21 protein-coding genes and 3 tRNA genes are annotated in these 26,641 nt (G+C 60.9%); 14 read left to right on the forward strand and 10 right to left on the reverse strand.

Going from position 1 to position 26,641, the window contains the following annotated elements; all coding sequences use genetic code 11:
- Window positions 1-70: 70 nt before the first annotated feature.
- Window positions 71-2,059 (reverse strand): DNA topoisomerase IV subunit B, encoded by a 1,989-nt coding sequence (gene parE / locus ACO06O_RS07740; RefSeq protein ID WP_421877960.1) that lies wholly within the window; start codon window positions 2,057-2,059, stop codon window positions 71-73.
- Window positions 2,060-2,145: 86 nt separating this feature from the next.
- On the opposite strand from parE, the gene ACO06O_RS07745 reads away from it, so the two are divergent.
- A complete protein-coding gene (locus tag ACO06O_RS07745; RefSeq protein WP_421877962.1) occupies window positions 2,146-2,535 on the forward strand; it encodes an acyl-CoA thioesterase in 390 nt (129 codons plus the stop codon).
- A gap of 13 nt (window positions 2,536-2,548) precedes the next feature.
- A complete protein-coding gene (locus ACO06O_RS07750; RefSeq protein WP_421877964.1) occupies window positions 2,549-2,914 on the forward strand; it encodes a hypothetical protein in 366 nt (121 codons plus the stop codon).
- Here the strand turns inward: ACO06O_RS07750 and ACO06O_RS07755 are convergent.
- Complete coding sequence (locus ACO06O_RS07755) at window positions 2,911-3,309, reverse strand: GFA family protein (protein ID WP_421877966.1); 399 nt, start codon at window positions 3,307-3,309, stop codon at window positions 2,911-2,913. The genes ACO06O_RS07750 and ACO06O_RS07755 overlap by 4 nt on opposite strands.
- A gap of 10 nt (window positions 3,310-3,319) precedes the next feature.
- Window positions 3,320-6,172, reverse strand: coding sequence for an excinuclease ABC subunit UvrA (gene uvrA / locus ACO06O_RS07760; RefSeq protein WP_421877968.1), 2,853 nt, complete (start codon window positions 6,170-6,172; stop codon window positions 3,320-3,322).
- A gap of 280 nt (window positions 6,173-6,452) precedes the next feature.
- On the opposite strand from uvrA, the gene ACO06O_RS07765 reads away from it, so the two are divergent.
- Window positions 6,453-8,648 carry a methyl-accepting chemotaxis protein gene (locus ACO06O_RS07765; protein ID WP_421877970.1) on the forward strand — a complete coding sequence of 732 codons (2,196 nt, stop codon included), beginning with the start codon at window positions 6,453-6,455 and terminating at the stop codon, window positions 8,646-8,648.
- A 22-nt stretch (window positions 8,649-8,670) separates the two neighbouring features.
- On the opposite strand, the gene ACO06O_RS07770 is transcribed toward ACO06O_RS07765, so the two are convergent.
- The 3 genes from ACO06O_RS07770 to ACO06O_RS07780 form a co-directional block, all read right to left on the reverse strand.
- Entirely contained in the window at window positions 8,671-9,243 is a 573-nt protein-coding gene (locus ACO06O_RS07770) for a hypothetical protein (protein ID WP_421877972.1), read from the reverse strand.
- An 86-nt stretch (window positions 9,244-9,329) separates the two neighbouring features.
- On the reverse strand, window positions 9,330-10,499 hold the full coding sequence (locus ACO06O_RS07775) for a pyridoxal phosphate-dependent aminotransferase (RefSeq protein ID WP_421877974.1): 1,170 nt from the start codon (window positions 10,497-10,499) through the stop codon (window positions 9,330-9,332).
- A gap of 125 nt (window positions 10,500-10,624) precedes the next feature.
- The gene (locus ACO06O_RS07780; protein ID WP_421877976.1) at window positions 10,625-11,929 is read right to left on the reverse strand and encodes an adenylate/guanylate cyclase domain-containing protein; all 1,305 of its coding nucleotides are present in this window, start codon (window positions 11,927-11,929) and stop codon (window positions 10,625-10,627) included.
- A 346-nt stretch (window positions 11,930-12,275) separates the two neighbouring features.
- On the opposite strand from ACO06O_RS07780, the gene ACO06O_RS07785 reads away from it, so the two are divergent.
- A tRNA-His gene (locus tag ACO06O_RS07785) sits at window positions 12,276-12,352 on the forward strand.
- Window positions 12,353-12,460: 108 nt separating this feature from the next.
- Entirely contained in the window at window positions 12,461-13,348 is an 888-nt protein-coding gene (locus ACO06O_RS07790; RefSeq protein WP_421877978.1) for a hypothetical protein, read from the forward strand.
- A gap of 7 nt (window positions 13,349-13,355) precedes the next feature.
- Here the strand turns inward: ACO06O_RS07790 and mnmD are convergent, their stop codons facing one another.
- Window positions 13,356-15,260, reverse strand: a complete 1,905-nt coding sequence (gene mnmD / locus ACO06O_RS07795) for a tRNA (5-methylaminomethyl-2-thiouridine)(34)-methyltransferase MnmD (protein WP_421877980.1) — start codon at window positions 15,258-15,260, stop codon at window positions 13,356-13,358.
- 208 nt (window positions 15,261-15,468) lie between these two features.
- On the reverse strand, window positions 15,469-16,017 hold the full coding sequence (locus tag ACO06O_RS07800) for a hypothetical protein (protein WP_421877982.1): 549 nt from the start codon (window positions 16,015-16,017) through the stop codon (window positions 15,469-15,471).
- An 89-nt stretch (window positions 16,018-16,106) separates the two neighbouring features.
- On the opposite strand from ACO06O_RS07800, the gene ACO06O_RS07805 reads away from it, so the two are divergent.
- The 9 genes from ACO06O_RS07805 (at window position 16,107) to ACO06O_RS07845 (ending at window position 25,777) form a co-directional block, all read left to right on the forward strand.
- Complete coding sequence (locus ACO06O_RS07805; RefSeq protein ID WP_421877984.1) at window positions 16,107-17,642, forward strand: NAD(P)H-hydrate dehydratase; 1,536 nt, start codon at window positions 16,107-16,109, stop codon at window positions 17,640-17,642.
- Between the two features lie 160 nt (window positions 17,643-17,802).
- Window positions 17,803-18,048 carry a hypothetical protein gene (locus ACO06O_RS07810; protein ID WP_421877986.1) on the forward strand — a complete coding sequence of 82 codons (246 nt, stop codon included), beginning with the start codon at window positions 17,803-17,805 and terminating at the stop codon, window positions 18,046-18,048.
- 301 nt (window positions 18,049-18,349) lie between these two features.
- Window positions 18,350-18,434: transfer RNA gene (locus ACO06O_RS07815), tRNA-Leu, on the forward strand.
- Window positions 18,435-18,531: 97 nt separating this feature from the next.
- Window positions 18,532-19,959 carry a trigger factor gene (gene tig / locus ACO06O_RS07820; protein WP_421877988.1) on the forward strand — a complete coding sequence of 476 codons (1,428 nt, stop codon included), beginning with the start codon at window positions 18,532-18,534 and terminating at the stop codon, window positions 19,957-19,959.
- A gap of 201 nt (window positions 19,960-20,160) precedes the next feature.
- On the forward strand, window positions 20,161-20,796 hold the full coding sequence (clpP, locus tag ACO06O_RS07825; RefSeq protein ID WP_421877990.1) for an ATP-dependent Clp endopeptidase proteolytic subunit ClpP: 636 nt from the start codon (window positions 20,161-20,163) through the stop codon (window positions 20,794-20,796).
- A gap of 258 nt (window positions 20,797-21,054) precedes the next feature.
- Window positions 21,055-22,323 carry an ATP-dependent Clp protease ATP-binding subunit ClpX gene (clpX, locus tag ACO06O_RS07830; protein WP_421877992.1) on the forward strand — a complete coding sequence of 423 codons (1,269 nt, stop codon included), beginning with the start codon at window positions 21,055-21,057 and terminating at the stop codon, window positions 22,321-22,323.
- Window positions 22,324-22,628: 305 nt separating this feature from the next.
- Window positions 22,629-25,046 (forward strand): endopeptidase La, encoded by a 2,418-nt coding sequence (lon, locus tag ACO06O_RS07835; protein ID WP_421877994.1) that lies wholly within the window; start codon window positions 22,629-22,631, stop codon window positions 25,044-25,046.
- A 239-nt stretch (window positions 25,047-25,285) separates the two neighbouring features.
- Window positions 25,286-25,573, forward strand: coding sequence for an HU family DNA-binding protein (locus ACO06O_RS07840; protein WP_420416935.1), 288 nt, complete (start codon window positions 25,286-25,288; stop codon window positions 25,571-25,573).
- Between the two features lie 128 nt (window positions 25,574-25,701).
- Window positions 25,702-25,777 (forward strand) — tRNA-Val (locus tag ACO06O_RS07845).
- Between the two features lie 49 nt (window positions 25,778-25,826).
- Here ACO06O_RS07845 and ACO06O_RS07850 read toward each other — a convergent pair.
- Both ACO06O_RS07850 and ACO06O_RS07855 read right to left on the reverse strand, forming a co-directional pair.
- Window positions 25,827-26,036 carry a helix-turn-helix domain-containing protein gene (locus ACO06O_RS07850; RefSeq protein ID WP_421877996.1) on the reverse strand — a complete coding sequence of 70 codons (210 nt, stop codon included), beginning with the start codon at window positions 26,034-26,036 and terminating at the stop codon, window positions 25,827-25,829.
- The gene (locus ACO06O_RS07855) at window positions 26,036-26,548 is read right to left on the reverse strand and encodes a DUF2975 domain-containing protein (RefSeq protein WP_421877998.1); all 513 of its coding nucleotides are present in this window, start codon (window positions 26,546-26,548) and stop codon (window positions 26,036-26,038) included. Before ACO06O_RS07855 ends, ACO06O_RS07850 begins: the two co-directional genes overlap by 1 nt.
- Between the last annotated feature and the right edge of the window lie 93 nt (window positions 26,549-26,641).

The following is a 26,641-nucleotide window of genomic DNA, read 5'->3' on the forward strand; positions in this document are numbered from 1 at the left end:
ATGTCTCCGCGTTCGATCCGCCCCCATGATCAGGATATGGGGCGGCAGGATCGAAAATCAAAGTGGCGGATCAGACGTCCAAATCCTCGATAAACTGGGCATTGTCCTGGATGTACTGGAAGCGCAATTCCGGCTTCTTGCCCATCAGGGTCTCGACGATCCGGGCGGTGCGGCGGCTTTCTTCCAGCTCCTCCTCACGGCTTCGGTCCGGCAGTTCGACGCGCAGCAGGGTGCGCTTGGCCGGATCCATCGTCGTTTCGCGCAATTGCGGCGGCGGCATTTCGCCCAGGCCCTTGAAGCGGCTGATGTCGACTTTGGCATTCGCCTTGAATTCGGATTTCAACGCCGCGTCCTTCGCGGCGTCGTCCATTACATAGACCGACTTTCCGCCATGCGTCAGGCGATACAGCGGCGGCTGTGCCAGGAAGAGCCGCCCGGACTCCACCAGTCCCGGCATTTCGCGATAGAAGAAGGTCATCAGCAGCGACGCAATGTGGGCGCCGTCGACATCGGCGTCGGTCATGATGATGACCCGTTCATAGCGCAGCTTGTCCAGGCGGAAATCGGCCCGTGTGCCGCAGCCGAGAGCCTGGATGATGTCCTTCAATTCCTGGTTCTGCTTCAGCTTGTCGGCGGAAGCGGACGCGACGTTCAGGATCTTGCCCTTCATCGGCAGGATCGCCTGGGTCTTCCGATCCCGGGCCTGCTTGGCGCTGCCGCCGGCACTGTCGCCCTCGACCAGGAAAATTTCGGTGCCCTCGGCGCTTTCGTCCGAACAATCGGCCAGCTTGCCGGGCAGGCGCAACTTGCGGGTCGGCGTCTTGCGGCGTTGCTCTTTCTGCTGTTTGCGGCGCTGTCGCTCGTCCACGCGCTCCAGAATGCGTTCCAGCAGATCGTTGGCGGAGGCGGGGTCTTCCGCCAGCCAGTGATCGAACCGGTCCTTCAGGGCGCTTTCGACCATCTTGCCGGCGTCGACGGAAACCAGCTTTTCCTTGGTCTGGCCCTGGAATTGCGGGTCCGGGATGAAGACCGACAGCATGATGCTGGCCTCGCCGGTCACATCGTCGCCGGTGATCTGTGCCGCCTTCTTGTTGCCGACCAATTCGCCATAGGCACGGATCGACTTGGCCAGGGCGGAGCGCATTGCGCTTTCATGGGTGCCGCCCTGCGGCGTCGGCACGGTGTTGCAGTAGGTGTGGCAGAACCCGTCGCCATCGGCGGGCCAATGGATGGCCCATTCCATCTGGCCGACGCCGTCCTGCGCCTTCCAACCGGCGGCGAACGGGCGGGGCGTAATGGTCGCGCGCGCACCCAGGGTGAAGGTCAGATAGTCCCTCAAACCGCCCGGGAAATGCAGAACGCCCTTTTGCGGCACCTCGCTGCCGGCGGGCAGCAGGGACGGTGCACAACTCCATCGGATTTCCACGCCCTTGAAAAGATAGGCCTTGGAACGCGCCATCTTGTAGAGGCGCTCCGGTTCGAAGCGGATCTTGTCGCCGAAAATCTCGGCATCGGGCTTGAAGGTAACGGATGTACCGCGCCGGTTCGGCGCATCGCCGACCTTGCGCAGTTTGTCTTGGGGCAGACCGCGCGAGAATGTCTGACGGAACAGGGTGCGATCCCGCGCCACTTCGACCGTCAGCACTTCCGACAGGGCGTTGACCACGGAAATCCCGACACCGTGCAACCCGCCGGAGGTTGCATAGGCCTTGCCCGAGAATTTGCCGCCGGAATGGAGGGTGGTCAGGATCACTTCCAGAGCGGACTTGTCCTTGTATTTCGGATGCGGGTCGATCGGGATGCCGCGCCCATTGTCGCGCACCGTGCAGGTACCGTCCTCGTCCAGTTCAAGCTCGATCCGGCTCGCATGGCCGGCCACAGCCTCGTCCATGGAATTGTCCAGGACTTCGGCGACGAGATGGTGGAACGCGCGCTCATCCGTGCCGCCGATATACATGCCGGGGCGGCGGCGCACGGGCTCCAGGCCCTCAAGGACCTCAATGTCTTTGGCGGAATAGTCGGCACCCTTGGCGCCGGAGTTCTGGAAAAGATCGCTCATATCGGCATTATACGGTCAGACCCGACTCTATCAAGCCTATAAGGTATAGGGGAGAGGCCGGCGATACTAGATATAGGATGCGCGTCATGAGTGAGTCGTCCCAGAGTGATCCGCGCGGAGAACTGCAGATCCGCACCTTGGCCATGCCGGCAGATACCAACCCGTCCGGTGATATTTTTGGCGGTTGGGTCCTGTCCCAGATGGACGTCGCCGGCGGCATCCTCGCCGCCACCAAGGCGAAAGGAAGGGTCGCAACGGTCGCGGTCGACGGCATGACCTTCTATCTGCCGGTTTTCGTCGGCGATATCGTCTGCTGCTATGGCGATATTGTGCGGATCGGAAGGACATCCATCGCGGTGAATGTCCAGGCCTGGGCCCTGCGCGCCCATTCGACGGAACGATGCCTGGTCACCGAAGGCGTCTACACCTATGTCGCGATCGGAAGCGACCGGAAACCCAGGCCGATCGAGTCCTGAATGGAGATACCCAATGCGCAGCCTGCTATCCGCCGCGATCCTGATCCTCTGTACCGCCGCGCCGCTGGCGGCCGGCGAGGCGGATGTGGTTGCGGTGACCGTGTCTGCGCAGGGAGACGGGACCTATCGCTTTGATGTGACCGTCCGGCACGCGGATGAAGGCTGGGACCACTACGCCGACGGTTGGGAAGTGCTGGCGCCTGATGGCACGCCGCTTGGATACCGCAAGCTGCTTCATCCCCATGTCGACGAACAGCCCTTCACCCGCTCTCTGTCAGGGGTGGTGATCCCGGAAGAGATCGATGAAGTCACGGTGCGCGCCCATGACAGCGTCCACGAATGGGGCGGGGTGGAAATGACGGTGACGGTACCGCACTAGACGTCGCCGCCGATATCCTCGGCCTGCATCAGCGGCAACCAATCCAGCCGGCTGCCGCAGTAAAACTGTTTCGACGGTACGAGATCCCGCCGGTTGTCCAACGTGCCAACGCGGATGCCGTAGACTTTCGGACCGCCGGTGTTCGGCGCGGAGTAGATCGGCGCCCCGCAGGTCGGGCAGAAGCTTTGCTGCCGTTCGCGGCCGCTGTCGGCGGTCTTCACATAGACCGTCGGTTCCCCCTTCAACAGCGTCAGCCCGTCCGGGGCGGTGAAGGCAACGGTGCGATAGGCGCTGCCGGACAGGGTCTGACAATCGGTGCAGTGACAGACGATCACATCCTGCGGGTCGATGTCGGCTTCGTATTCGATCCCGCCGCAATGGCAACGCCCGGTCATCCGCATTCGTTCATCCCGCCTTTTTCTGCGCCTGCTTGCCCAGATAGGGGGCGAGATAGCGGCCGGTATGCGAACGTTCGGATTTCACGATCTCCTCCGGCGTGCCTTGGGCGACGATCTCACCGCCGCGCGTGCCGCCGTCCGGTCCCAGATCGATGATCCAATCGGCGGTTTTGATGACCTCCAGATTGTGCTCGATCACGACAACGGTATTGCCGGAATCAACAAGCGTTTGAAGGACTTCCAGCAACTTGCTGACATCGTGGAAGTGCAGGCCCGTCGTCGGCTCATCCAGCACATAAAGGGTCCGGCCCGTCGCTTTCTTGGACAATTCCTTGGCCAGCTTTACGCGCTGGGCCTCGCCGCCCGACAGGGTCGTGGCCTGCTGTCCGACCTTGATATAGCCCAGGCCGACCCGCTGCAGCGTCACCAGCTTGTCGCGGATCGACGGCACGGCCTTGAAGAATTCCGCCCCTTCATCGACCGTCATGTCCAGCACATCGGCGATGGACTTGTCGCGATAGTGGATTTCCAGCGTTTCGCGATTATAGCGGTGGCCGTGACATTGGTCGCATTGGACATACACGTCCGGCAGAAAGTGCATTTCGATCTTGATCACGCCGTCGCCCTGGCAGGCTTCACAGCGTCCGCCCTTGACGTTGAAGCTGAAACGGCCCGGCTGGTAACCGCGTGCCTTCGCCTCCGGCAACCCGGCGAACCAGTCGCGGATCGGGGTGAAGGCGCCGGTATAGGTCGCGGGGTTCGAACGCGGTGTCCGGCCGATGGGCGACTGATCGATATCGATGATCTTGTCGAGGAAATTGGTGCCCTCGATCTTGTCGTGATGGCCCGGATGGTCGCGGCTGCCCATCAATGTACGGGACAGGGCGCGCTGCATGGTTTCGATGATCAGCGTCGACTTCCCCGATCCGCTGACGCCCGTAACGACGGTCAGTGTCCCCAGCGGGATTGTCGCGTCGACATTGCGCAGATTGTTCTCGCGCGCCCCGATGACCTTCAGCAACTGGCCCTTATGCCCCTTGCGGCGCTTCTTCGGGATTTCGATCTGCTTCATCCCGGTCAGGTATTGCGCGGTCAGGGAGCGGGGATTCTGCATCACCTCCGCCGGCAATCCGGCCGCGACGACTTCGCCGCCATGCACGCCGGCGCCGGGGCCCATATCGACCAGATAGTCCGCGGCGCGGATGGCGTCCTCGTCATGTTCGACGACGATGACGGTGTTGCCGAGATCGCGCAGCCGCCGCAGCGTATCCAGCAGGCGGTCATTGTCGCGCTGATGCAGGCCGATGGACGGCTCGTCCAAAACGTAGAGCACCCCGGTCAGGCCCGATCCGATCTGCGAGGCTAGCCGGATACGTTGGCTTTCACCGCCACTCAACGTGCCGGAATTCCGGCTGAGTGTCAGATAGTCCAGACCGACATTGTTGAGGAAACCCAGCCGCTCGTTGATTTCTTTCAGAATGCGGTAGGCGATTTCCTTCTGCTTGGCGCTGAGATGCGCATCCAGATCCTCGAACCAGGCGCCGGCCTCCGCGATGGACATCTGGCCGACTTCGCCGATATGCCGGCCGCCGACTTTCACGGCCAAGGCCTCGGGCTTCAGGCGGTGGCCGCCGCAAGCGGGGCAGGGGGTAACGGTCTGATACTTGGCCAGTTCCTCGCGCGACCAACTCGATTCCGTCTCGCGATAGCGGCGTTCCATGTTGGGAATGACGCCTTCGAACGGTTTCGACGTCTTGTAGGAGCGCAGCCCGTCATCGTAGCGGAACTCGATCGCTTCTTCCCCGCTGCCGTGCAGGATGCAGTCCCGGACCCGCTCATCGAGTTCGGCGAAGGGCGCTTTCAGAGAGGCGCCGTAATGCCGGGCGATGGCCTCCAGGGTCTGCTTGTAATAGGGGGAGGAGGAATTCGACCAGGGGGCGATGGCGCCCTGCCACAGAGACTTGGTCTTGTCCGGGACAATCAGTTCGATGTCGAACTCCATATCCGTTCCCAACCCGTCACAGGTCGGGCAGGCGCCGAACGGATTGTTGAAGCTGAACAGGCGGGGTTCGATCTCTTCGATCGTGAAGCCCGATACCGGACAGGCGAACTTGGCGGAAAAGATTGTCTGCTCGCCGCCATCGGCATTCTCCGCGAACAGCAATCCGTCGGAAATCTGCAGCGCGGTCTCGATGGAATCCGCCAAGCGTTGTTCCAAACCTTCGCGGACCACGATACGGTCGACGACGACGTCAATCGTGTGTTTCAGCTTCTTGTCCAGCGCTGGCACGTCTTCTATTTCATAGAACTTGCCGTCGACCTTCACCCGCTGGAATCCGCGTTTCTGCAGTTCGCCGAATTCCTTGCGATATTCGCCCTTGCGTCCGCGCACCATGGGGGCGAGCAGGTAGAGGCGCGTGCCGACTTCCATCCCCATGATCCGGTCGACCATCTGGGTTACCGTCTGGCTTTCGATCGGCAGGCCGGTCGCGGGGGAATAGGGCACCCCGACGCGCGCCCAGAGCAGGCGCATGTAATCGTAGATTTCCGTCACCGTCCCGACGGTGGAGCGGGGGTTGCGGGAGGTTGTCTTCTGTTCGATGGAAATCGCCGGCGACAGACCCTCGATAAGATCAACATCCGGCTTTTGCATCATCTCCAGAAATTGCCGGGCATAGGCCGATAGGCTTTCGACATAGCGCCGTTGTCCGTCGGCATAGATCGTATCGAAGGCGAGAGAGGACTTTCCCGAACCGCTGAGACCCGTGATTACCACCAGCTTGTCCCGGGGCAAGTCGACATCGACATTCTTCAAATTATGCTCACGCGCGCCGCGAACGGATATCGTGTCGTTGACCATGGACCCCACCGGTGAGTGCTGAGAATTTTCGGAGCAAGAGAATATAGGGGACCATTCCGTGAACTTCGAGTCCGGATGCGGTGCCTTACCCAGTTATCCCCAGGAAATGCTGACATCTGTTGTCATTCCCGGCTTCCCCGATCCAAGCCGGTGCACGCGCGGCAAGAATTCGCAAAAGCGCGTCGCCTGAATGGAATATTCCTTAACCAAATCTTGGCTATTTTCGGCAATCTGTAGATCGGTGACTTTTCGCAGTGCAAAAATTTGGGGGACTTGCAACATGGCGATGGCAGACGGGGTGTCGGAAGGCGAGATCGAATCGCCCGGGACGGGGATTGCATCGGCTCGGTTCGGTTTGAAGGTGAAATTGCTGGTCGCCATGGGGGTGATCGCCGCGACGACCGTCATTTCGGCTGGAATCAGCGGTCTGTCCTTCGACCGCATTTCCGATCAGATGACCCTTTTCAGTACGCGGACCTTGTCCGATCTGGAAGCGGCGCAGCGCGTCAGCGCCCTGGGGCCCAGCGTCGGGGCCGGGGCGGCGAACCTGATCGCGTCCCCCAATGAAGAGGAGCGTGTACAGAGGTTCCAGAGATTGGAGCAGGATATCGCCGAACTGCGAAGCGTCGTGCAGCAATTGTCAGGCGCCGAGGCGGCCGATGCCGAGATACAGGCGACGATCGAGGCGCTTGCGGACAATCTCCGATCCATCAACGCCGCGGTCGGCCGTCGAACTCAGCAGGAATTGGACGTCGCCACGGCATTTGAAGAAATCGCTGCATCCCGCAAGGCGCTTAACGATCGGTTGGGGCCCTATATCGAAGAATTAAGCGGCTCCGTCGGTGACAATTTCAACAATATGATGACGCAGCCGGACAAGATGATGGAGTTCTTGTTCCCGCTGTTCGGGTCTTACGGGAAAGTGCAGGTCCTTCAGTCGGTTCAGGCGTTTTCCGACCAGGTCATGACCCATGTGGTGACGGTCGCGACTGCCCCGACGGAAGACCGAATGCGCGAAGCCGATGGTGAAGTTCAGGAATTGCTGCGCTGGGCGTCCGACACGCGTTCCGCCTTGAACGCCGATTTCACCGATTCCGGCCGCGCCGTCGCCGACTTGCTGAAAACCTTCTTCGAGGTTTTGGGAAAAGAAGAAGGTTTGGCCTTCCACCGGGCCCAGGTCTTCACCCTTCAGACCGAGTTGGATTCTCTGCTAACCGCGAACCGGCAACTGGTGGAAAGTCTGGAACAATTCACCGTCGAGGCCGCAAGTGACGCAGCGGAAAGCGGCCGAGAGTCGATCGGCCTCGTCGAGGAAACCCTCCAACGCTCCGCACTCTGGCTGGTCGCGATCAGCGCCCTGTCCATCCTTCTGGCGTTTGGCATCGGCTATTTCTATGTCGGGCGCATGGTTGTCGGCCGATTGCTGAACCTGTCCGGCGCGATGGATCGGATCGCCGGCGGCGATCTGGAATCGGAAATCGACACGGGCCAGAGCGACGAGATCGGCAGTATGAGCCGGGCCCTGGTGACGCTGCGCGAGAATTCCCGCAAGGTGGAGAGCATGCGCGCGGAAAAGGAAGTCGCCGACCGCAATGCCGAACGCGAACGCCGCGCTGCCCTGAACCGCTTGGCCGATGACTTCAACAGCCGCGTTTCCGCCATTGTCCAGAGCGTCGATGTCGCCGTTTCCGGCCTGACCGATGCCGTCAACGGGATGGCGCAGGATACGACCCGGTCGGCCGAACAGGCCCGCGCCGCATCGCTATCGGCACAGACGGCCGCGGACCGGATTGGGACGGTCTCCCAGACCTCCCAGGAACTGTCCTATTCCATGCGGGACATGAGTGCCCGGACCAGTGAGGCCTCGCGGATTTCCGGCGCCGTGACCCAGGACGCGGAACGCACCGATACGGCGGTTGAATCTCTGTCCGAGGCGGCGTCGCGCATCGGCGATGTGGTCGCCTTGATCTCCGACATTGCGGAGCAGACCAATCTGCTGGCTCTGAACGCGACCATCGAGGCCGCGCGGGCCGGGGAGGCGGGCAAGGGCTTCGCGGTTGTCGCCAATGAGGTGAAGAGCCTCGCCAATCAAACGGCCTCCGCCACCGGCGATATTGTCGCTCAGGTCGATGCGATCAAATCGGCGGTGCGCGAGGCCGCGGATACGACGAAGCTGGTCACCGACGGGATCGGGAATGTCGACCGGGTGGTCTCCGAAATCGCGGATGCGACACAGCGGCAGACGGATGCCACCGCCGCCATTCACGAAACGATGCAGTCGACTTCGCAGGAGATTGAATCCGTGAATGGACAGGTCGGCACCATCATGGAAGCGTCGGAACAGGTGCAGACGGCATCCGACGCCCTGGTCCGTGGAGTCGGGGAGGTCAGGCAAAGTACGGGCGACCTGGCGCGGGAACTGGAACGGTTCGTGACCGATATTCGTCAGGACGAAAGCGGGGCCGGGGCGCGGTAGTCGAGGGTCTTTTTCGCGCGCGTTATTGTACCGGCTTATGGGCGGTCATTTCCCATGAGACGTTTTCGCCTTCCGTGTCGGTATAGTCGAACTTTACCGTCCAACCCAGGGACGGGGAGAAATGGATTGTCTGCGCGCCCTTCCAGGATCCTCCGATCCGGCTGCTCTCGTTAACCACGACATAGGTTTCAACCTGCCCGATTTCATCCAACGTCAGGGTTTCTGTCCCAATAACCTCGATGCTGTTGCCCCAGCTACGGTTGCCCCGGCGCCGCAGAAATTCGATCCGTTTGCCGACTTCCAGCGGCCACAGGCGGGCATAATCCTGTTCATCGACCGGGGCGCGACCGGAACAGTGCGAACACATCAGATAGCCGTTGCGGTCCTCGCCATTGGTCGTCCAGTTGGCCATATAGCCTTCCGCTTGTCCGACCACGACCTGCGACGTCGTTCCGGGTTCCAGAACGTTCTTCCAGTGAAACTCCGTCCCCGGCGGCGCCAGGGCGAAAGGGGCCGGCGCCATCTGCGCCAAGGCTTGTCCGCTGGCCATGCCCGCCAACAGGACGGAGGCCAGAAGGGAACCGAGAAATCGCATCCGTGAATTCCTTTCGCGCGTCGGAAGGAGATGACAGATGATGTCTCAAGGCTCCATCGAAGGTCCAGAGACGATTTTCGGAAGATTTACCCTGCGAGGACCGATCCGATCCGGTCGATGGCGCGCAGGATGTTTTCTTTCGAGTTGGCGTAGGAAATCCGCAGATAGCCTTCGCCATGAACGCCGAAGCTGGTGCCGGCGATGGCGGCGACATGGGCCTCGTTCAGCAGCCGGTCCTGCAGGGTGCGTGCATCGAGGCCGGTACCGGAAATGTTCGGAAAGGCGTAAAACGCGCCGCCGGGATCGACACAGCGCACGCCGGGCAGGCCGTTCAGGGCGACGACAGTCGCCTGGCGTCGCTCGTCGAAGGCCGCGACCATATCCAGCGCGGCGTCCTGCGGTCCTTCCAAGGCTGCAATCCCGGCAAATTGAGCGGCGGCGTTGACGCAGGAATGGTCATTGATAGCAAGCCGCGTTGCCTTCTCGACCAGGCTTTCCGGCCAGACGGCATAGCCCAGCCGCCATCCGGTCATCGCGTAAGTCTTGGACCAGCCGTCCAGCATGATGGCCCGGTCGGCCAGATGGGGATATTGCAGGATCGACCGATGCTGCCGTCCGCCATACAGCATGCAGGAATAGATCTCGTCCGACAGGATCGCGACATCGGGATGGTTCGCCAGCCCGGCAGCCAGTTTGTCCATTTCCTCGACCGGCGTGACGCCGCCGGTCGGATTGGCCGGACTGTTGACGATGATCAGCCGCGTTCTCGGCGTGATCAGCGACAGCAATTCCTCGGCGGAAAAGGCAAACCCGTTCTCCTCGCGCAGGGGAAGCGGGACCGCCGTTGCGCCGCTGAATTCGATGGAGGAACGGTAGATCGGGAAGCCGGGGTCCGGATAGATGATTTCCGCGCCCGGCTCCCCGAACATCAGCATGGCGAAGAACATCGTAACCTTGCCGCCCGGTACGACCACGACCCGGTCGGGATCGACCTCGACCCCGTGGCGGCGTGCCAGATCGGCGCTGACTGCCTGCCGCAAGGCCGGAATGCCATTCGCCGCGGTATAGCCGTGATGTCCGTCTTTCAGCGCTTTGGCGGCGGCCTCCACAATATGGGGCGGTGTCGGAAAGTCGGGCTGTCCGATACCCAGATTGATCATGTCCGCACCGCCGGCAGCCAGCTTGTTCGCCTTGGCCAGAACGTCGAAGGCGGTTTCCGTTCCAAGTCGGTCCATCCGGGCGGCGAGGGTCGGCATCGGGGCGATCTCCTAAAACAACGGGGAAGGGGCGAAATGACGGGCAAGACTAGGGTGATCCCAGTCAGGACGGCAAGGTATTGAGTGGCGGAGTAGGTGAATCCGGCGGAGACAGAGCTTCCGCGCTAAACCTCGTCGTCGTCTACGCCGATATCGAACAGTTCCGTCGCGGCCAGGGTGGAGATATCCAGGAGCTTGTGATTCCGCGGATCCTCCGGGTCGATCATATTGGAGATGCGCGAATACATTTCAGGGATATGCGCCTCGCTGCCATTGGCAAGTGTCTGGCGGATGCCGTAGCGGATGTTACGGCGTTCCTTGTCGCTCAGGCGGCTCAACATGCTCTTGGTGATCCAGATCGATCCGTCCCGGGAGAAATCGCTGAGCCGTGACGCCCGGTTGATCGTATCCCCGAGGGCGGTGAATTCGATGAAGGTCGGCCCTTCGAAGGTCCCGAACCATTCCTCGCCCTGTTCCAGTCCGAAATTCAGATGCAGCGTCGTGCCCCAGTTCTTCCGGCTCTGCCATTCGCGGTTCACCTTGCGCATGGCCGCCCGCATCTCGAACGAACATTGAATGGCGTTCATGATGTAGTTGGAGTCCGGCTGCGGCAGGAAATAGTACAGCATGCCGTCCCCGGCATGTTTGCCATAGGTGGCGTAATACTTCCGCAGATAGGGCTGCATCGTCGTCCAGATCGAGTTGATCAGCTCGAAATACTGCTCCGGCGGCAGTTCGGCGCAGATGCGCATGGAACTTTGCAGATCCGCGACCAGGACGGCGAGGGACGTGACATAGGGGCGCCGAACTCTCAACAGGTCGCGAATGACGATGTCGCGGCGGCTGAGCCAGGTCAGGAAGCTTTCCTGCTCGCGCTCTTCCGGCGCTACGGTGAAGAAGATGCCTTCGCGGAAGAATGTGGCATAGAGCTTATGCCATTTCTGCGGCTCGTCGCGTGCCGCCAGATTGACCTCGGCGTCGCTGGTCATCTGATGCGTCGGTACAGCCTGAACCCGGTCATAGAGTTGGCCAAGAAGTTCGGCTTCGCGCGAATCCAGATTGGGGTTGCTCAGGAACAGAAAGGCCTTCGACGCCCGCCGCTTCGCGATTGTCAGATGGAATTTCAGCAGTTCCGGAAGACCGTCCGCCTTGCGCGCGATCGGACTGGAAAGCAGCAGATTGAATAGGCTGGAATCCTCGATTGCCGGCGGCAGGCCGTTTTCTCGCCCGAACAGGTCTTTCAGGGCGTAGTCGTTCGCCCATTCCACCTGAAATTTGTGATTGATCAGATAGGCGGGGGTGGACAGGTCCTCGACCGACAGATGGCGCAAGACGCGCTCTGCTGTCGCGTTGCCCGATGCCATCCCACTGCCAGAAATCGCCGTCACATTGGACGGACTCCTCCCGGCGGAATCCGACGTCTCCCGCATTGTCCCCTCCCTCACTCGCGGCGTTCTTCCGCAAAGTGGATGGTGACGGCCTTCTGCCGCCAGAACGGGCCCTGCCAGACCCGGTCCCGACTAACGCTTTAGGAAATGGAACCGAACTATAATCGGGACGACGAAAAATGATTCAAACAATCAACGCTGTAAACAGATATTCGGAATCATTCCGAAAAGATTAAATGTTTTTTCTATATCTAGTAGTACTGTCATTAACCATCCCCAAACGGGACGAAAACTCGACCGTGCCGAATGGCCAACCCTTCACTTGACGGGGGGGCGCCCACGGCGTAAAAGCGCCGCCGCTAAGGACGCTCGTTCGCGCCGTCCCATGGTGGCTGTAGTTCAGTTGGTTAGAACGCCGGATTGTGATTCCGGAGGTCGTGGGTTCAAGTCCCATCAGCCACCCCAGCTTTCCCGGAATCAAACTTTCGATATGTCGGTTTTTCAAGAAGCCGGATTGAAACCATAAATCGCGCTGTCTAAAGTTGCGACCAAATGGGGCTGGGCGGGCGAGAAATGTTCGAAAATTCTGAAACACTGCATACACGGATGCAAAGTGGCGCGAAGCGGTTTCTTCCCTTGGAGCGCAGGCGCCAGATCGCGCGCGCCTCGTATTTCCTTAAGGATACCACGGCATTCAAAGAGTTTGTCGCCAGTTTCGGTGTAGCCGGACAGGACGACGTGCGTGCCCTGCGTCGCGACGGGTTCTTGCGGTACCCGGAAATGGCGCTGGAAGGCATTCCGGAACTCGTCCAAAGCGTCGGCGGCAAGCTGAATGACAAGATTGCCGAACTCGGCAACGAATGTCCTGTCTCGCCAATCCCTCAGAGCGTCCGGCTGGCGGAGCCCGGCCTGCACGCCTTGCTTCGCAATCGGGAACTGAATGACTGCTTGCGCGGGTATTTCCGCGCGCGACCGCTGTTTCACAGTTTCGACGCCTGGGTCGGTTTATCGAATGGCGGAAAGAGTGGGTCGCCCCTGCTGCATTTGGACAGCGGTGGCGAGAAGATCATTCGGCTTTACATTTATTTGAACGAAGTCGGCCCGCAGAACGGTGCGTTCTCCTTTTTGCCGAGGTCTCTATCCCGCCGCTTCAGTGACCGTAGCGGCTATTTGGGAAATGCGATACAGGATAGCGATTTCCTTCGGATCGGCGGCGAAATCGGCATTGGTTGGGATGATATACGTCAGGTAAGCGGTCCCGCAGGGACGGGCTTTTTGATCGACACCGCGCAATGCTTCCATTTCGGCAGTCGAATTTCCGTTGATCGTCGGTTGACGATCATCCTGACCTGGATGATCAATCCTGATGCCCACGAGGCGCATGCCGCACGTTCAGACCTGCGTCAGATTTTGTCGGCGGCGGGGGAAAACTTGGACGACTATCCGTCCCTGATTGAGTGATCCCGCCTTATCGTCCCCGCTTGATATGGCGCAGTTGAAATCGGGATGGTGCCAGGGCCGCCAGGACTTGATCTGAGACCGGCACCGCATCACCGTCTACCAGCGACGCGACCAGATCCGCCAGCAACAGGGCCGCTTGAAAGCCGCGCGCACCCAGCGCCGTCGTCGCATAGAGCCCGGGAAGATACCCCGCGTCCGGCATTTCGTTCGGCAGTTTCCCGTCGGCGAGCCCGGCAAAATCCCTGCCGAATTTGACAGGGTCCTGTATCGGCCCTGCCAGTGGCAAATGATCCCCGGTGTCGCACCGTAAGCCGGTCCAGACCGTCTCGACGACCGCCTTGGAGGCTTCCAAGGACCGTCTATGCCTGTCCATGAGATCGGCGGTCCAATCATCCCGAATGTCGACCGGCGCCAGCTTGGCCCGCGGCGCGGCCGTTGCCCCAATTGTAAATCGCCCAACGCGATCCGCCGAGGTAACATACCCGTTCTCTAGGACCGCAGTGTCCGGCCCCCCCAGCCCCCGCATCATGATGCATTGCCCCGATCCGATGCGCATGCCGAATCCTCCCGGTGTGGGGGGAAGAAGCGGAAAGGCACCCGGTCCGCAGGCCAGAATGACCGCATCCGCCTGGAAGTGGATCCGATCCTCGTTGCCGACCAATACCCAAGTTGTCCCGTCCCTGCGCAGAGCGGCAATATCGGCCTGGATATCGGCGGGGGGCCCCAAGAGTGACAGCAGCGTGTCGGGATCGACCGATCCCGCATGGGGCAGAAATAGCCCGTCCGGCATAGCATCATTCCGTGCGACGGTACTCAGACAGTCTTCCGGCCACGCCAGCCATTCTTTGAGACGGTGCAGTTTGGCCGCGCCTTCCGGCCCGTCTTCGGCAATTCGAAGGCCTCTCGGCCCAATCCAGGCGGCCCCGTTCTCCAGGTTGTCCAGTTCCCGGACGGCATCCCAGAAAGCCTGACGCCAGAAGGTTGCAAAGGGTTGATCTCCGCGGATCAGTTTCGGGGCGATCAAGGCGCGGGGCAGGGTGCTGGCGGCATAGGCGCGGCTGTCGGCTCCTGCGATCTGCGTCGGTGACCGGCCCGCGTCGCGCAAGGCCCGGCACATGGCCCGGCCCGCGATTCCATCGCCGATAACGGCGATCCTGGCATCGCGGGGCAGGGCGTTCGGTCGCTGGCACCATCCAGGTTCGTTACGATGCGGCGTCCCGGTAAAAACCGCGGTGATGCAGTCCCGTTTCCGCCCGAATCCGGGCCGCTTCTCAACCACAAAACCTTGAGCGGACAGCCCGCGACGAACCTCACCGGCGGCAGTGAAAGACGCCAGTCGGGCGCCGGGTGCGCTGTTCCGGGCGACCTGCGCCAGAACCTCCGGTCGCCACATATCCGGGTTGCGCGACGGGGCGAACCCATCCAGGAACCAGGCATCGGCCTGGAACGACATGGCGGCCAACATGGCGGCGGCGTCGCCGATCAACAGAATCAGACGGATCCGTCCCTGCGCCAGTCGAATCCGATGAATGCCGGGAACCGCTCCGGGCCATGCGGCAATCAGTTCCTCCGACCGTTGCCGGTGATCCGGAAAAGCGTCATGGGCGCGCCGTAGATCCGCGCGCGACAGCGGAAAGGCCTCGACGGATAGGAAGGTCATATACGCGTCGGGGCCGGCATTCCGCGACCATGTTTCCCAGGCCTCCAGAAAGTTCAGGCCGGTCCCGAACCCTGTTTCGGCGACGCAGAGGCGGTCTTTATGGCACAGGTCCGTAAAGCCGGTTCCGTCCAGGAAGGTGTGGCGAACCTCCCCTTGCGGATCGTCGACCGAATAGTAGACGTCCCCGAACCGCGCCGCATAGGGAACCGTCCCGAGCCATTCCAGCCTGTTGTCTTCGGAAGACCCCGTCATGATCGCCGAGGATATGCCCAACGGGCGGCATGCGGGCAAAAGAAAAGCGACGACACGAAGGGGCCTACTCTTAATCTCATCGGCCGTCGTCGTGCGTCGCCAGGGAGCCCTCATCCCGTGAAGCCGGGGTTTGGGCGGTTGGTCGATGCGCAGACCGTAAGTGCGTCATGTTACAGGAAATTTACCGGACCGTGTTTCTTCCGTTACCCTATTTCGGACTCTTGTCCTCTCCGACGAGCAATTCTCCCGCAGCCTGAGTCAACAAGGCCTCGAACTCTGTTTCCAGCGGCCTGGAGGCGCGGGGCAGGACCCCCATAACCTCGACGAGGCGCTGGATCTCGTCGCAAACCATGACGTGCAGGATGATGCGTTCGGTCCGGGATTCGGGAATGTAGGGTTTTCCCTGGCAGGCGGAAATGCCGGTATAGGCTGTCGGCGTGTCGACCAGCACCAGAACGCGAGGGCCGCCGCCGCCTTCCGGAATGCCGCCCCCGGCGGGCGTGAAGCGCATGTACTGATCCCGTGCCGAAAGGGTATCCGCGACGAATCCGGCCATGTCCATATCACCGCCGAAGGGGTTGTTGACCGCATGGACCGGAACCGGCCGACCGGCGCGCGCCTCGGCGCCAAGGGCCCTCATGCTGCCATAGGCACCGATATAGGTGACCTGTGTCCGGGGACCGGCCTCGTCACAGGCCGCTACAAGCATCGCGGCGCTCATTACCAGGGTGGCGAGGGCGGTGAAGGGCTTGCGCATATCGGTCTCCGTATCGGGGCAGCGAATTGATACTGTGGCGGGCGGTCGAGGGGATTTCAATCCGACGCGGAATGGGAAAGACTGATCGTATGAGCGACGATCTCCTAGAATTGAATGGCCTTCCCCCTGGTATCGATGCGGCAGCATGGAACCGGCACGCCTTACTCACGCCGTCCGAGATGGCAATGGCCGACCGGCTGGCGATAGAGGCTGGAACCGACGGCTATGCCTTGATGCGCAACGCGGGCCAAGCCGTCGCCGACGCGATCGCCGCGCGGTACGATAGGGGGGCTGTGGCGGTGCTTTGCGGTCCCGGGAACAATGGTGGTGACGGCTTTGTCGTCGCGGAACTGCTGCGGCAATCCGGTTGGAATGTCCGCTTGGGGCTGTTGGGAGAGCGCGCGGCACTTTCAGGCGATGCGGCATGTGCGGCTGCCGATTATACGGGGCCGGTCGAATCGCTTTCGCCGGCCCTTTTCGAAGGCGCCGACCTTGTTGTCGACGCGCTGTTCGGTGCGGGACTGAACCGCGCCGTATCGGGGGCGGCGCTGGAGACTTTGCGGGCGGCAACGGGCCTGCCGGTCATTGCGATCGATACGCCGAGCGGCCTGTCCGGTCTCGATGGGGCGGGTTTTGGAACGGACTTGGTTCAGGCCGATCTAACGGTCACATTTTTTCGCAAGAAGCCCGGGCATCTCTTGCTGCCGGGCAGGGTATCCTGCGGTGATCTGATCCTGGCTGAGATTGGTCTGCCGGACGCTGTACTGTCCTCGATCGTTCCGCAAGCGGCCGAAAACCACCCCGGTCTTTGGCGGTCGTCCCTTCCGGTCGCGACCCCGTTTTCGCATAAATACGGTCGGGGCTTCGTCCTGATTGCCGGCGGGGCGGATATGATCGGCGCGGCCTGCCTGGCGGCACGCGCGGCACAACGCTCGGGCGCGGGCATCGTCTCGGTCGCGGCGCCCCTGCAGCAGGCGCCGCTTTACAAGCTGGCCCTGGAAAGCGCCGTCATCCGGACGGTGAAGGACACACGGGCCTATATCGAGATTCTCGAGGATCGGCGGATTGGCGCGTCGGTCGTCGGGCCGGGACTTGGACTTTCAAGTCCCGGTGGGCATGAAAAGGTTCTGGCCGTTCTGCGCCGCCGCTGCCCGGCAGTTCTTGATGCGGATGCGCTGACCTTGTTCGCCGATGCGCCGGACGCCCTGTTCTCGGAAATCGTCGCGCCGACGGTTCTGACCCCGCATGACGGCGAGTTCGCGCGGCTATTCCCGGATCTTGCGGGCGTGCCGGACAAGCTTGCCCGCGCGCGCGCCGCCGCCGCCCGCAGCGGCGCAGTGATCGTCCTGAAGGGCTATGACACGGTCATCGCCGAACCGTCCGGGCACGCGGTAATCAACACCAATGCACCGCCCGAACTGGCGACGGCCGGGGCAGGCGATGTGCTCTGCGGCATCGTCGCGGCATTCCTGGCCGGGGGGATGCCGTCTTTCGCGGCGGCGTCGGCAGCGGTCTTCCTCCATGGTGCGGCGGCGAGCCTGTCGCCGGGCGGTCTGATTGCGAGCGATCTACCCGATCGTCTTCCCGAAGTTATCGGACAGACGCATTCCGGTTCCGGCATTTGACGGCAATTTCGCCGAATTGCGTTTAATTACCTTTTGTAAAGGATTGACCTATAACGTGTCTTGCTGTGTGGTTATTTTGGGGATTCCCGATTCGGTCGGGAATGCAAGGGGTTGAACGGGTCCTGGCGGATTCGTTACTGGCAAGAATGGGGTACATGCCATGTTCTTTAGACGCAGTTTGCCCGTCGACAGGGTCGCGATCGGTCGCTCTTTCAGCCGTCGGCGCAGGGATGATGCCATTGAGGTCGCTCAGGTTCTGGGGATTTCGCCCGACGGGTTCGGGATTCCCCATGTCCGGTACGAACTGACCGTCGAAAGGCCGTCTTCGCGCGGTGTCTATCCCGCCGGAACGAAAGTTCTGTCCCTGTCGCAGTTTTCCGTGACCTATCCAGAGTCATACGCCTAGAGCGGTAAGTGATCAGCTGGAATGACCTGAGATCGGTATGGCGGGCCGTCGGTGTCGTCGCGACGGCTGGACGATGCCCCGCATCGCCTGCGCCGACGCTCCTAACCAGGAAACCGAAGACAGCGTCTCAGGCGGTTCCGTCTGAACGCATACCGCTCTAGCCACCGATCCGGCGAGATTCCGCGCAAAAGACCGGAATTGACGCTTTGACGCGGGGTGACGCGTTTGCTATGACGCGCGCGCTTCGATGAAAGTCGGGGCGCGCGATCCGTTGAAGGGTGTTGTCGGATATCCGAACCGTGCGGGCGTGGCGAAATTGGTAGACGCGCCAGATTTAGGTTCTGGTGGGGCAACCCGTGGGGGTTCGAGTCCCTCCGCCCGCACCAGACGCCGTATTCCATACAGGCGATTTCGGCACGATCCGATCCCGAAACGGGGACGCGATTCATATTCTAGAAACGTCGAGCCGGGGCCCAATCTCCTATGCAGGTAAGCGAAACGAAAAACGAAGGTCTGAGCCGCGAATTCACCGTGACGGTCGGTGCGGATGAGATCGATCAGAAGGTCGAAGCGAAGCTGGTCGAAGTCGGTCAGACCATGAAACTCCCCGGCTTTCGTCCCGGCAAAGTGCCGATGAAGATCCTGCGGCAGCGCTTCGGCAATGCCGTTCTGGGCGAAGTGCTGGAAGCCGCCGTCGGCGAGACCAGCCAGTCGGTCCTGACCGAGCGCGCGCTGAAGCCGGCCATGCAGCCGAAAATCGAAATCTCCAGCTTCGATCCGGGCGCCGACCTCGTCTATACGATGGGCGTCGAGATCATGCCGGAAATCGAGCCGGTCGACTTCTCCACCCTGACGCTGACCCGCTACAAGCCGGAGATCGCCGACGAGGAAGTCGAGAACGCGCTGGGCGAACTGGCGAAGAACAACCGCGCCACCCAGAAGATCGAGAAAGACCGCAAGACCCAGTCCGGCGACGTGGTCGTCATGGACTTCAAGGGCTTTGTCGACGGCGAAGCCTTCCAGGGCGGCGAGGCCAGCGACTTCCGTCTGGAACTGGGCAGCGGCCAGTTCATCCCGGGCTTCGAAGACCAGTTGATCGGTCAGGCCGCCGGCGAAGACATCAAGGTCCAGGTCAAGTTCCCGGACGAATACGGCGCCGCCAATCTGGCCGGTAAGGATGCGGTCTTCGAGTGCAAGATCAGCGAGATCCACGAATACACCGAACGCCAGCTGGACGATGAGTTCGCCAAGGAGCTGGGGCTGGAGTCGCTGGACGATCTGCGCGGCCAGATGCGCAGCCGGATCGAAGGCGAATACGCCGAACTGGCCCGCGCGCGGACCAAGCGCGAGCTGCTGGACGTCCTGTTCGAGAAGCATGATTTCGAAGTGCCGGCCGGCATGGTCGACAGCGAATTCGAACAGATCTGGGAACAGTTCGCCAAGGCGCGCGAAGAGGGCAATGTCGACGAGGACGACAAGGAAAAGGACGAAGAGGTCCTGAAGTCCGAATATCGCGACATCGCCAAGCGCCGGGTCCTGCTGGGGCTGCTGCTGAGCCATGTCGGCGACACCGCCAACGTGCAGGTCACGCAGGAGGAGCTGCAGCGCGCGGTCTTCGAACAGGCCCGCCGCTATCCCGGCCAGGAACAGCAGGTCTTCGAGCATTTCACGAAGAACCCGGAAATGATGGCCAGCCTCCGCGCGCCGATCTTCGAAGAGAAGACCGTCGACTACATCCTTGAACTGGCGCAGGTGACCGACGTGTCGCTGCCGGTCGACAAGTTGCTGGAAACCGACGATTCGGACGAGGGCGCTTCGGCCGACAAGGGCAAGGCCAAGAAGGCGGCGAAGAAATCCGCTGCGAAGAAGGCCTCCGCCAAGAAAGCCGCGGCGAAGAAGTCCGACGACTGATTTCCGCATGACGGAACGGAACGGCTGTCGGACTTGACTGTCCGGCAGCCGTTTTTCGTCTGCGACGCGGGAAGGGCGTCTTTTCGCCGATCGGGGTCTTTACATCCCGGACGGCGCACTTAACTCTGCCATTCGCGGTGCGGCTCGGGGCGCCCGCGGAACCACGATCACCCCCGGGGAATCAGGGAGCTTTGTTGAGACATGCGGGATCCAGTCGATCTGTATATGAACACGCTGGTGCCGATGGTCGTCGAACAGACCAATCGCGGCGAGCGCGCTTACGACATCTATTCCCGCCTCCTCAAGGAACGCATCATCTTTTTGACGGGCGGGGTCGACGATCACGTCGCCAGCCTGATCTGCGCGCAGTTGCTGTTCCTGGAATCGGAAAACCCCAGCAAGGACATCGCCTTCTACATCAATTCGCCGGGCGGTGTCGTAACCTCGGGCATGTCGATCTATGACACGATGCAGTATATCCGTCCGCAAGTGTCGACCGTTTGCCTGGGCCAGGCCGCGTCGATGGGGTCGTTGCTGCTGACCGCCGGGGCGGCCGGCAAGCGATTCGCACTGCCCTATAGCCGAATCATGGTGCATCAGCCGTCCGGCGGGGCCCAGGGGCAGGCGACGGACATCGAAATCCAGGCGCGCGAAATCCTGCGTATGCGCGAGATGCTGAACGGCATCTATGTCCGCCATACCGGCCGACCCTTGGAAGAGATTGAAAAGGCCATGGATCGCGACAAGTTCATGAGTGCGACCGAAGCCAAGGAATTCGGGTTGATCGACGAGGTCGTCGACAGCCGCCCGAAGCCTGACGGAGAGGCGGAAAGCTGATCGTTCCACGATTGGCCCTAAGACCGTTTTCGGGCCTGTCGGCCCTCGAAATCCGGTTGCGACATACACTGGAAGCGGCGCAATGCGCCACTTCCGGTGGTGCGTGACGGATATGCGACAGGCCTTGGAAATCTGCGATTTTCCGTTTGAGGGGGGCGGTCGCTCCGTCTACCATAATAGACGGTTGGCATCCGGTGCCCTGCATCGGGCGGAAAACGGAAAAGATCGGAAACGATCGAAGAAGGATCCGAAGATACGATGACCAAATCCAGCGGCAGCGACGGAAAGAACACGCTCTACTGCTCCTTCTGCGGCAAGAGCCAGCACGAGGTGCGGAAGCTGATCGCCGGCCCGACCGTGTTCATCTGCGATGAATGCGTCGAGCTGTGCATGGATATCATCCGCGAGGATCACAAATCCAGCGTCTCCAAGACGTCGGACGGCGTACCGACGCCGCAAGAGATCCGTCAGGTTCTGGACGATTATGTGATCGGTCAGGACTATGCCAAGCGGGTGCTGTCCGTGGCGGTCCACAATCATTACAAGCGCCTGGCGCACGGCCAGAAGCAGAACGACGTCGAACTGCAGAAGTCGAACATCCTGCTGGTCGGCCCGACCGGTTGCGGTAAGACGCTGCTGGCACAGACGCTGGCGCGCATCCTGGACGTGCCGTTCACGATGGCCGACGCGACGACCCTGACCGAAGCGGGCTATGTCGGCGAGGATGTCGAGAACATCATCCTGAAACTGCTGCAGGCTGCCGACTACAATGTCGAACGTGCCCAGCGCGGTATCGTCTATATCGATGAGGTCGACAAGATCAGCCGCAAGTCCGACAACCCTTCGATCACGCGCGACGTGTCGGGTGAAGGCGTGCAGCAGGCCCTTCTGAAAATCATGGAAGGGACGGTCGCATCCGTCCCGCCGCAAGGGGGGCGCAAGCATCCGCAGCAGGAATTCCTGCAGGTCGACACGACGAACATTCTGTTTATCTGCGGCGGTGCCTTCGCGGGGCTGGAGAAGATCATCGCATCGCGCGGCAAGGGATCGTCCATTGGTTTCGGGGCCGATGTCCGTGCCGAGGACGACCGCAAGGTCGGCGCGATCCTGCGCGAGGTCGAACCGGAGGATATGCTGAAATTCGGCCTGATCCCCGAGTTCGTCGGCCGCGTGCCGATGATCGCGACCCTGGAGGATCTGGACGAGGACGCGCTGATCGACATCCTGACGAAGCCGCGCAACGCGCTGGTCAAGCAGTATGCGAAGCTGTTCGAAATGGAAGGCGTCGGTCTGGAATTCACCACCGACGCGCTTTCCGCGATCGCCCAGCGGGCGATCGAGCGGAAGACCGGCGCACGGGGCCTTCGGTCGATCATGGAAGCGATCCTGTTGGACACGATGTACGAATTGCCGAGCCTGGAAGGGGTCGAGGAAATCGTCATCAACAAGGAGGTCGTGGAAGGGCGTGCCGAGCCGCTCTACATCTATTCCGATCGCCGTGACGAGGTCGAAAGCAACGCCTCCTAAGGCCGCGTGAAAGTTAAAAAGGGCCGTCCGTGTCTTTGCGCGGGCGGCCTTTTCTTATCTAGGCCCCCAAGAGCGCGAATTTCCCTGAGATTCGACCAGGGTTCGCTTGAAGTGAGGCGCAAAGCGCACCACAATAAAGATGACCCGACTGGCGTGGGTCCGACACGGGTGGCCTAGAGAAAGGTCGCCGTAGCAACGGGTTCGGACGCGCGCACGAAATGGCGCGTAATCCATTGTCCTAACCCGGACAATAAACGGAGTACGCGGGACGCGAATGCGGGTCCCCCGTTTTGGAGAGATTGCCGATGTATGAGTTGAATCCAGGTGTGGAACTGCCGGTTTTGCCGCTGCGGGATATCGTCGTATTCCCCCATATGATCGTGCCGCTGTTTGTTGGACGCGATAAATCGGTCCGGGCCCTGGAAGACGTCATGCAGGACGACAAGCAGATCCTGCTGGTGACGCAGAAGAACGCCGGCGAAGACGATCCCAAGCCGGAAGACATCTACGAAATCGGGACGGTCGCGACCGTGCTGCAGCTTCTGAAACTGCCCGACGGCACGGTGAAAGTGCTGGTCGAGGGCGTTCAGCGGGCGAAGATTTCGGCCTATACCGCGACGGAAGATTTTTTCCAGGTGCGCGCCGATATGATCGAGGATCCGGAAGAAGCCGAGGCCGATCTACAGGCTTTGAGCCGCGCGGTCGTCGGCCAGTTCGAACAGTATATCAAGCTGAACAAGAAGGTTCCGGCCGAAGTGATGATCTCGATCAATCAGATCGAAGAACCGTCGCGTCTGGCCGATACCGTCGCGCAGCATTTGACGCTGAAGATCTCCGACAAGCAGGACCTGCTGGAAATCGATACGGTGTCCGGCCGGATGGAGAAGATTTTCGGCTTCATGGAAGGCGAGATCAGCGTTCTTCAGGTCGAAAAGCGCATCCGCAATCGCGTGAAGCGCCAGATGGAGAAGACCCAGCGCGAGTACTATCTGAATGAGCAGATGAAGGCCATTCAGAAGGAATTGGGCGAGGGCGAAGACGGCAAGGACGAACTGTCCGAGCTGGAAGAACAGATCGAAAAAACGCGCCTTTCCAAGGAAGCCAAGGAAAAGGCTTATGCCGAGCTGAAAAAGCTGCGGTCGATGAGCCCGATGTCGGCCGAGGCGACCGTCGTGCGCAACTATCTGGATTGGATGCTGTCGATTCCGTGGAAGAAGCGGTCGAAGGTCAAATCCGACCTGAAGGAAGCGCAGGACGTTCTCGACGTCGACCATTACGGTCTGGAAAAAGTCAAAGAGCGCATTCTGGAATATCTCGCGGTTCAGGCCCGCCAGAAGAAGCTCAAAGGTCCGATCCTCTGCCTCGTCGGCCCGCCTGGCGTCGGGAAGACCTCCCTTGGCAAATCGATTGCGAAGTCGACCGGGCGCCAGTTCGTCCGGATGAGCCTGGGCGGTGTGCGGGACGAATCCGAAGTCCGCGGCCATCGCCGGACCTATATCGGGTCCATGCCCGGCAAGATCATTCAGGGCATGAAGAAGGCGAAGAAGTCGAACCCGCTCTTCCTGCTGGACGAAATCGACAAGCTGGGTGCCGATTGGCGCGGCGATCCGTCTTCGGCGCTGCTGGAGGTGCTGGATCCGGAACAGAATTCGACCTTCAACGACCATTATCTGGAGGTCGATTACGACCTGTCCGATGTGATGTTCGTGACCACGGCGAACACGCTGCGTATGCCGCAGCCGCTGATGGACCGCATGGAGATCATTCGCATCCCCGGCTATACCGAGGATGAGAAGGTCGAAATCGCCAAGCGCCACCTGTTGCAGAAACAGCGCGAAGAGAACGGCCTGACCGAAGAGGAATGGTCGATTTCGGACAATGCGCTGCGCGATCTGATTCGTTACTACACCCGTGAGGCCGGGGTCCGGAATCTGGAGCGCGAAATTGCCAACCTGGCCCGCAAGGCGATCAAAGAGATCATGATGGGCGAGCGCGAGTCCGTCGCGGTGAATACCCAGAATCTCGGGAAGTATGCCGGCGTCCGGAAGTATCGTTTCGGCGAGATCGAGGAACAGGACATGGTCGGTGTGGTCACCGGCTTGGCCTGGACCGAAGTCGGCGGCGAGTTGCTGTCGATCGAAGGCGTGCTGGTTCCGGGCAAGGGCCGGGTTACCAAGACCGGTAAACTCGGCGATGTCATGCAGGAATCGATTCAGGCCGCCGAAAACCTGATCAAGAGCCGGGCGGTTTCCTTCGGCATCAAACCGACCGTTTTCGACAAGAACGACATTCACGTTCATGTGCCGGAAGGGGCGACCCCGAAAGATGGACCATCGGCCGGTGTCGCCATGGTGACGTCGATCGTTTCGATTCTGACCGGCATTCCGGTGCGCCGCGAAGTCGCGATGACCGGCGAAATCACCCTGCGCGGCCGGGTTTTGCCGATCGGCGGATTGAAGGAGAAACTTCTGGCGGCGTTGCGCGGCGGCATCAAGACGGTGCTGATCCCGCACGACAACGAGAAGGATCTCGCGGAAATTCCCGAGAATGTGAAAAAAGGCCTGGAAATCATTCCGGTCCGAACGGTCGATGAAGTCCTTGGGCATGCGCTGGTCGCGCCCCTGGTACCGATCGAATGGGATCCGGAAGAGGACGCGAAAGCCGAAGTGCCTGTCACGGCAGGCGAATCGGGCGAAGATCTGGACGGGGTCGTTACACACTAACGCGCGAATTTCCGTTCTGTTCTATAAAATCTGGTGCATTGGCGCATCGGCGAACCATCGCCGGTGCGTCATTGCTATCGGGGATGGTCAAAACTATCCACATACCGTTGCAGAATGCTAAAAACCCCCAGAAAACCGGGGAAAATTAAGCGTTTCGCGTTGACGCCCATCCCGAAATCCCCGTAAACTCCCCGGCGTTCGGATAGTTCTATCCGCCCAACTCAACATCATCCCGAAACATTAGGGGGGTTCCTGTGAATAAGAACGATCTCGTCGCCGCCGTCGCCGATTCCGCCGACCTGTCCAAAGCCGATGCCGCGAAAGCGGTCGATGGCGTCCTCGAAGCCATCACCGGTCAGCTGAAGTCGGGTGGCGAAGTCCGCATCGTCGGTTTCGGCACCTTCTCGGTGAGCAAGCGCGCGGCCTCCACGGGCCGGAATCCTCAGACCGGTGCGACCATCCAGATCCCGGCGTCCAACCAGCCGAAGTTCAAGGCCGGTAAGGCGCTGAAGGACGCGGTCAACTAAGACCCTGCAAGTCCTTGGAATTTAACCGGCCGTCCGCAAGGGCGGCCGGTTTTTCTTTGTGCGAAACGGGAGGATGCAAATCCGGATTTGAACGCCGGGACCTCACAGGGTATAGACCGCCTTGGAAAGGGCGGTTAGCTCAGCTGGGAGAGCATCTCGTTTACACCGAGAGGGTCGGCGGTTCGATCCCGTCACCGCCCACCATTCCCCTCATGACATTTCTGCCATGGATGACGCTCGGGGTATCGGGTGTCTAGTCGGTCTCGTAAGTCAGCAGATCTCCGGGTTGGCATTCGAGTTCCCGGCAGATCGCGGCAAGCGTTTCGAATCGCACCCCTTTCACCTTGCCGGATTTCAACAGGGACAGGTTCTGTTCGCTGATCCCTATTCGTGCGGCCAACTCGCGGGATTTCATTTTTCTGTGCGCGAGAACGACGTCCAGCCGGACGACAATGCCAGACATCAAACAAACTCCCGGTTCTCTTGGGCGATTCGCACCGCTTCGAGCAAAACCCAACTCAGGACAAGAAACAGGGCACCGAGGCCGAGGGCAAGGATGTCGCTGGACCCGACTGAAATGGTCAAAGCGCGGTTTCCGACACCCAAATGGAATGTCGAAAAAACAGAGGCGACCGCACCGGCAATCGGCTGCAACAGGGAATGCAACAGCAATGTCAGGGCGAATGCCCGTAGATTCGATATTGGGGTGTCGCTGAAAACGTCACCGCGGGCAAAGGATTGGAACATGGCCGCCAGCCGCCAGAAGCCAAAGCAGAGAATCGCGGCCGGTAGGGCAAAGGCCGAATAGGCGCCCAACTTCCCGGCAAGAGGTACGGCGTTCAGAACCGCGGGGTCCGATGGCAGTTCCGGAGGCAAGGAATCGATCAACGCGACGGATAGTTCGGGAAACAACCAAACAAGGGCCGGAAGAAAAAGGTTCGCCGGTATCGCGACAAGACAAAGAGCGGCGAGCACGCGGCAGGTGTTCCGAAGAGGGCGGGGCATAGGTGTCATGTTAACCTCACGATGAATAATTAATGTAAAACATTAAAAAATTAACCCTTTGTC

The organism is Pacificispira sp. (genome assembly GCF_965228185.1).
Lineage (GTDB): Bacteria > Pseudomonadota > Alphaproteobacteria > UBA8366 > Aestuariispiraceae > Pacificispira.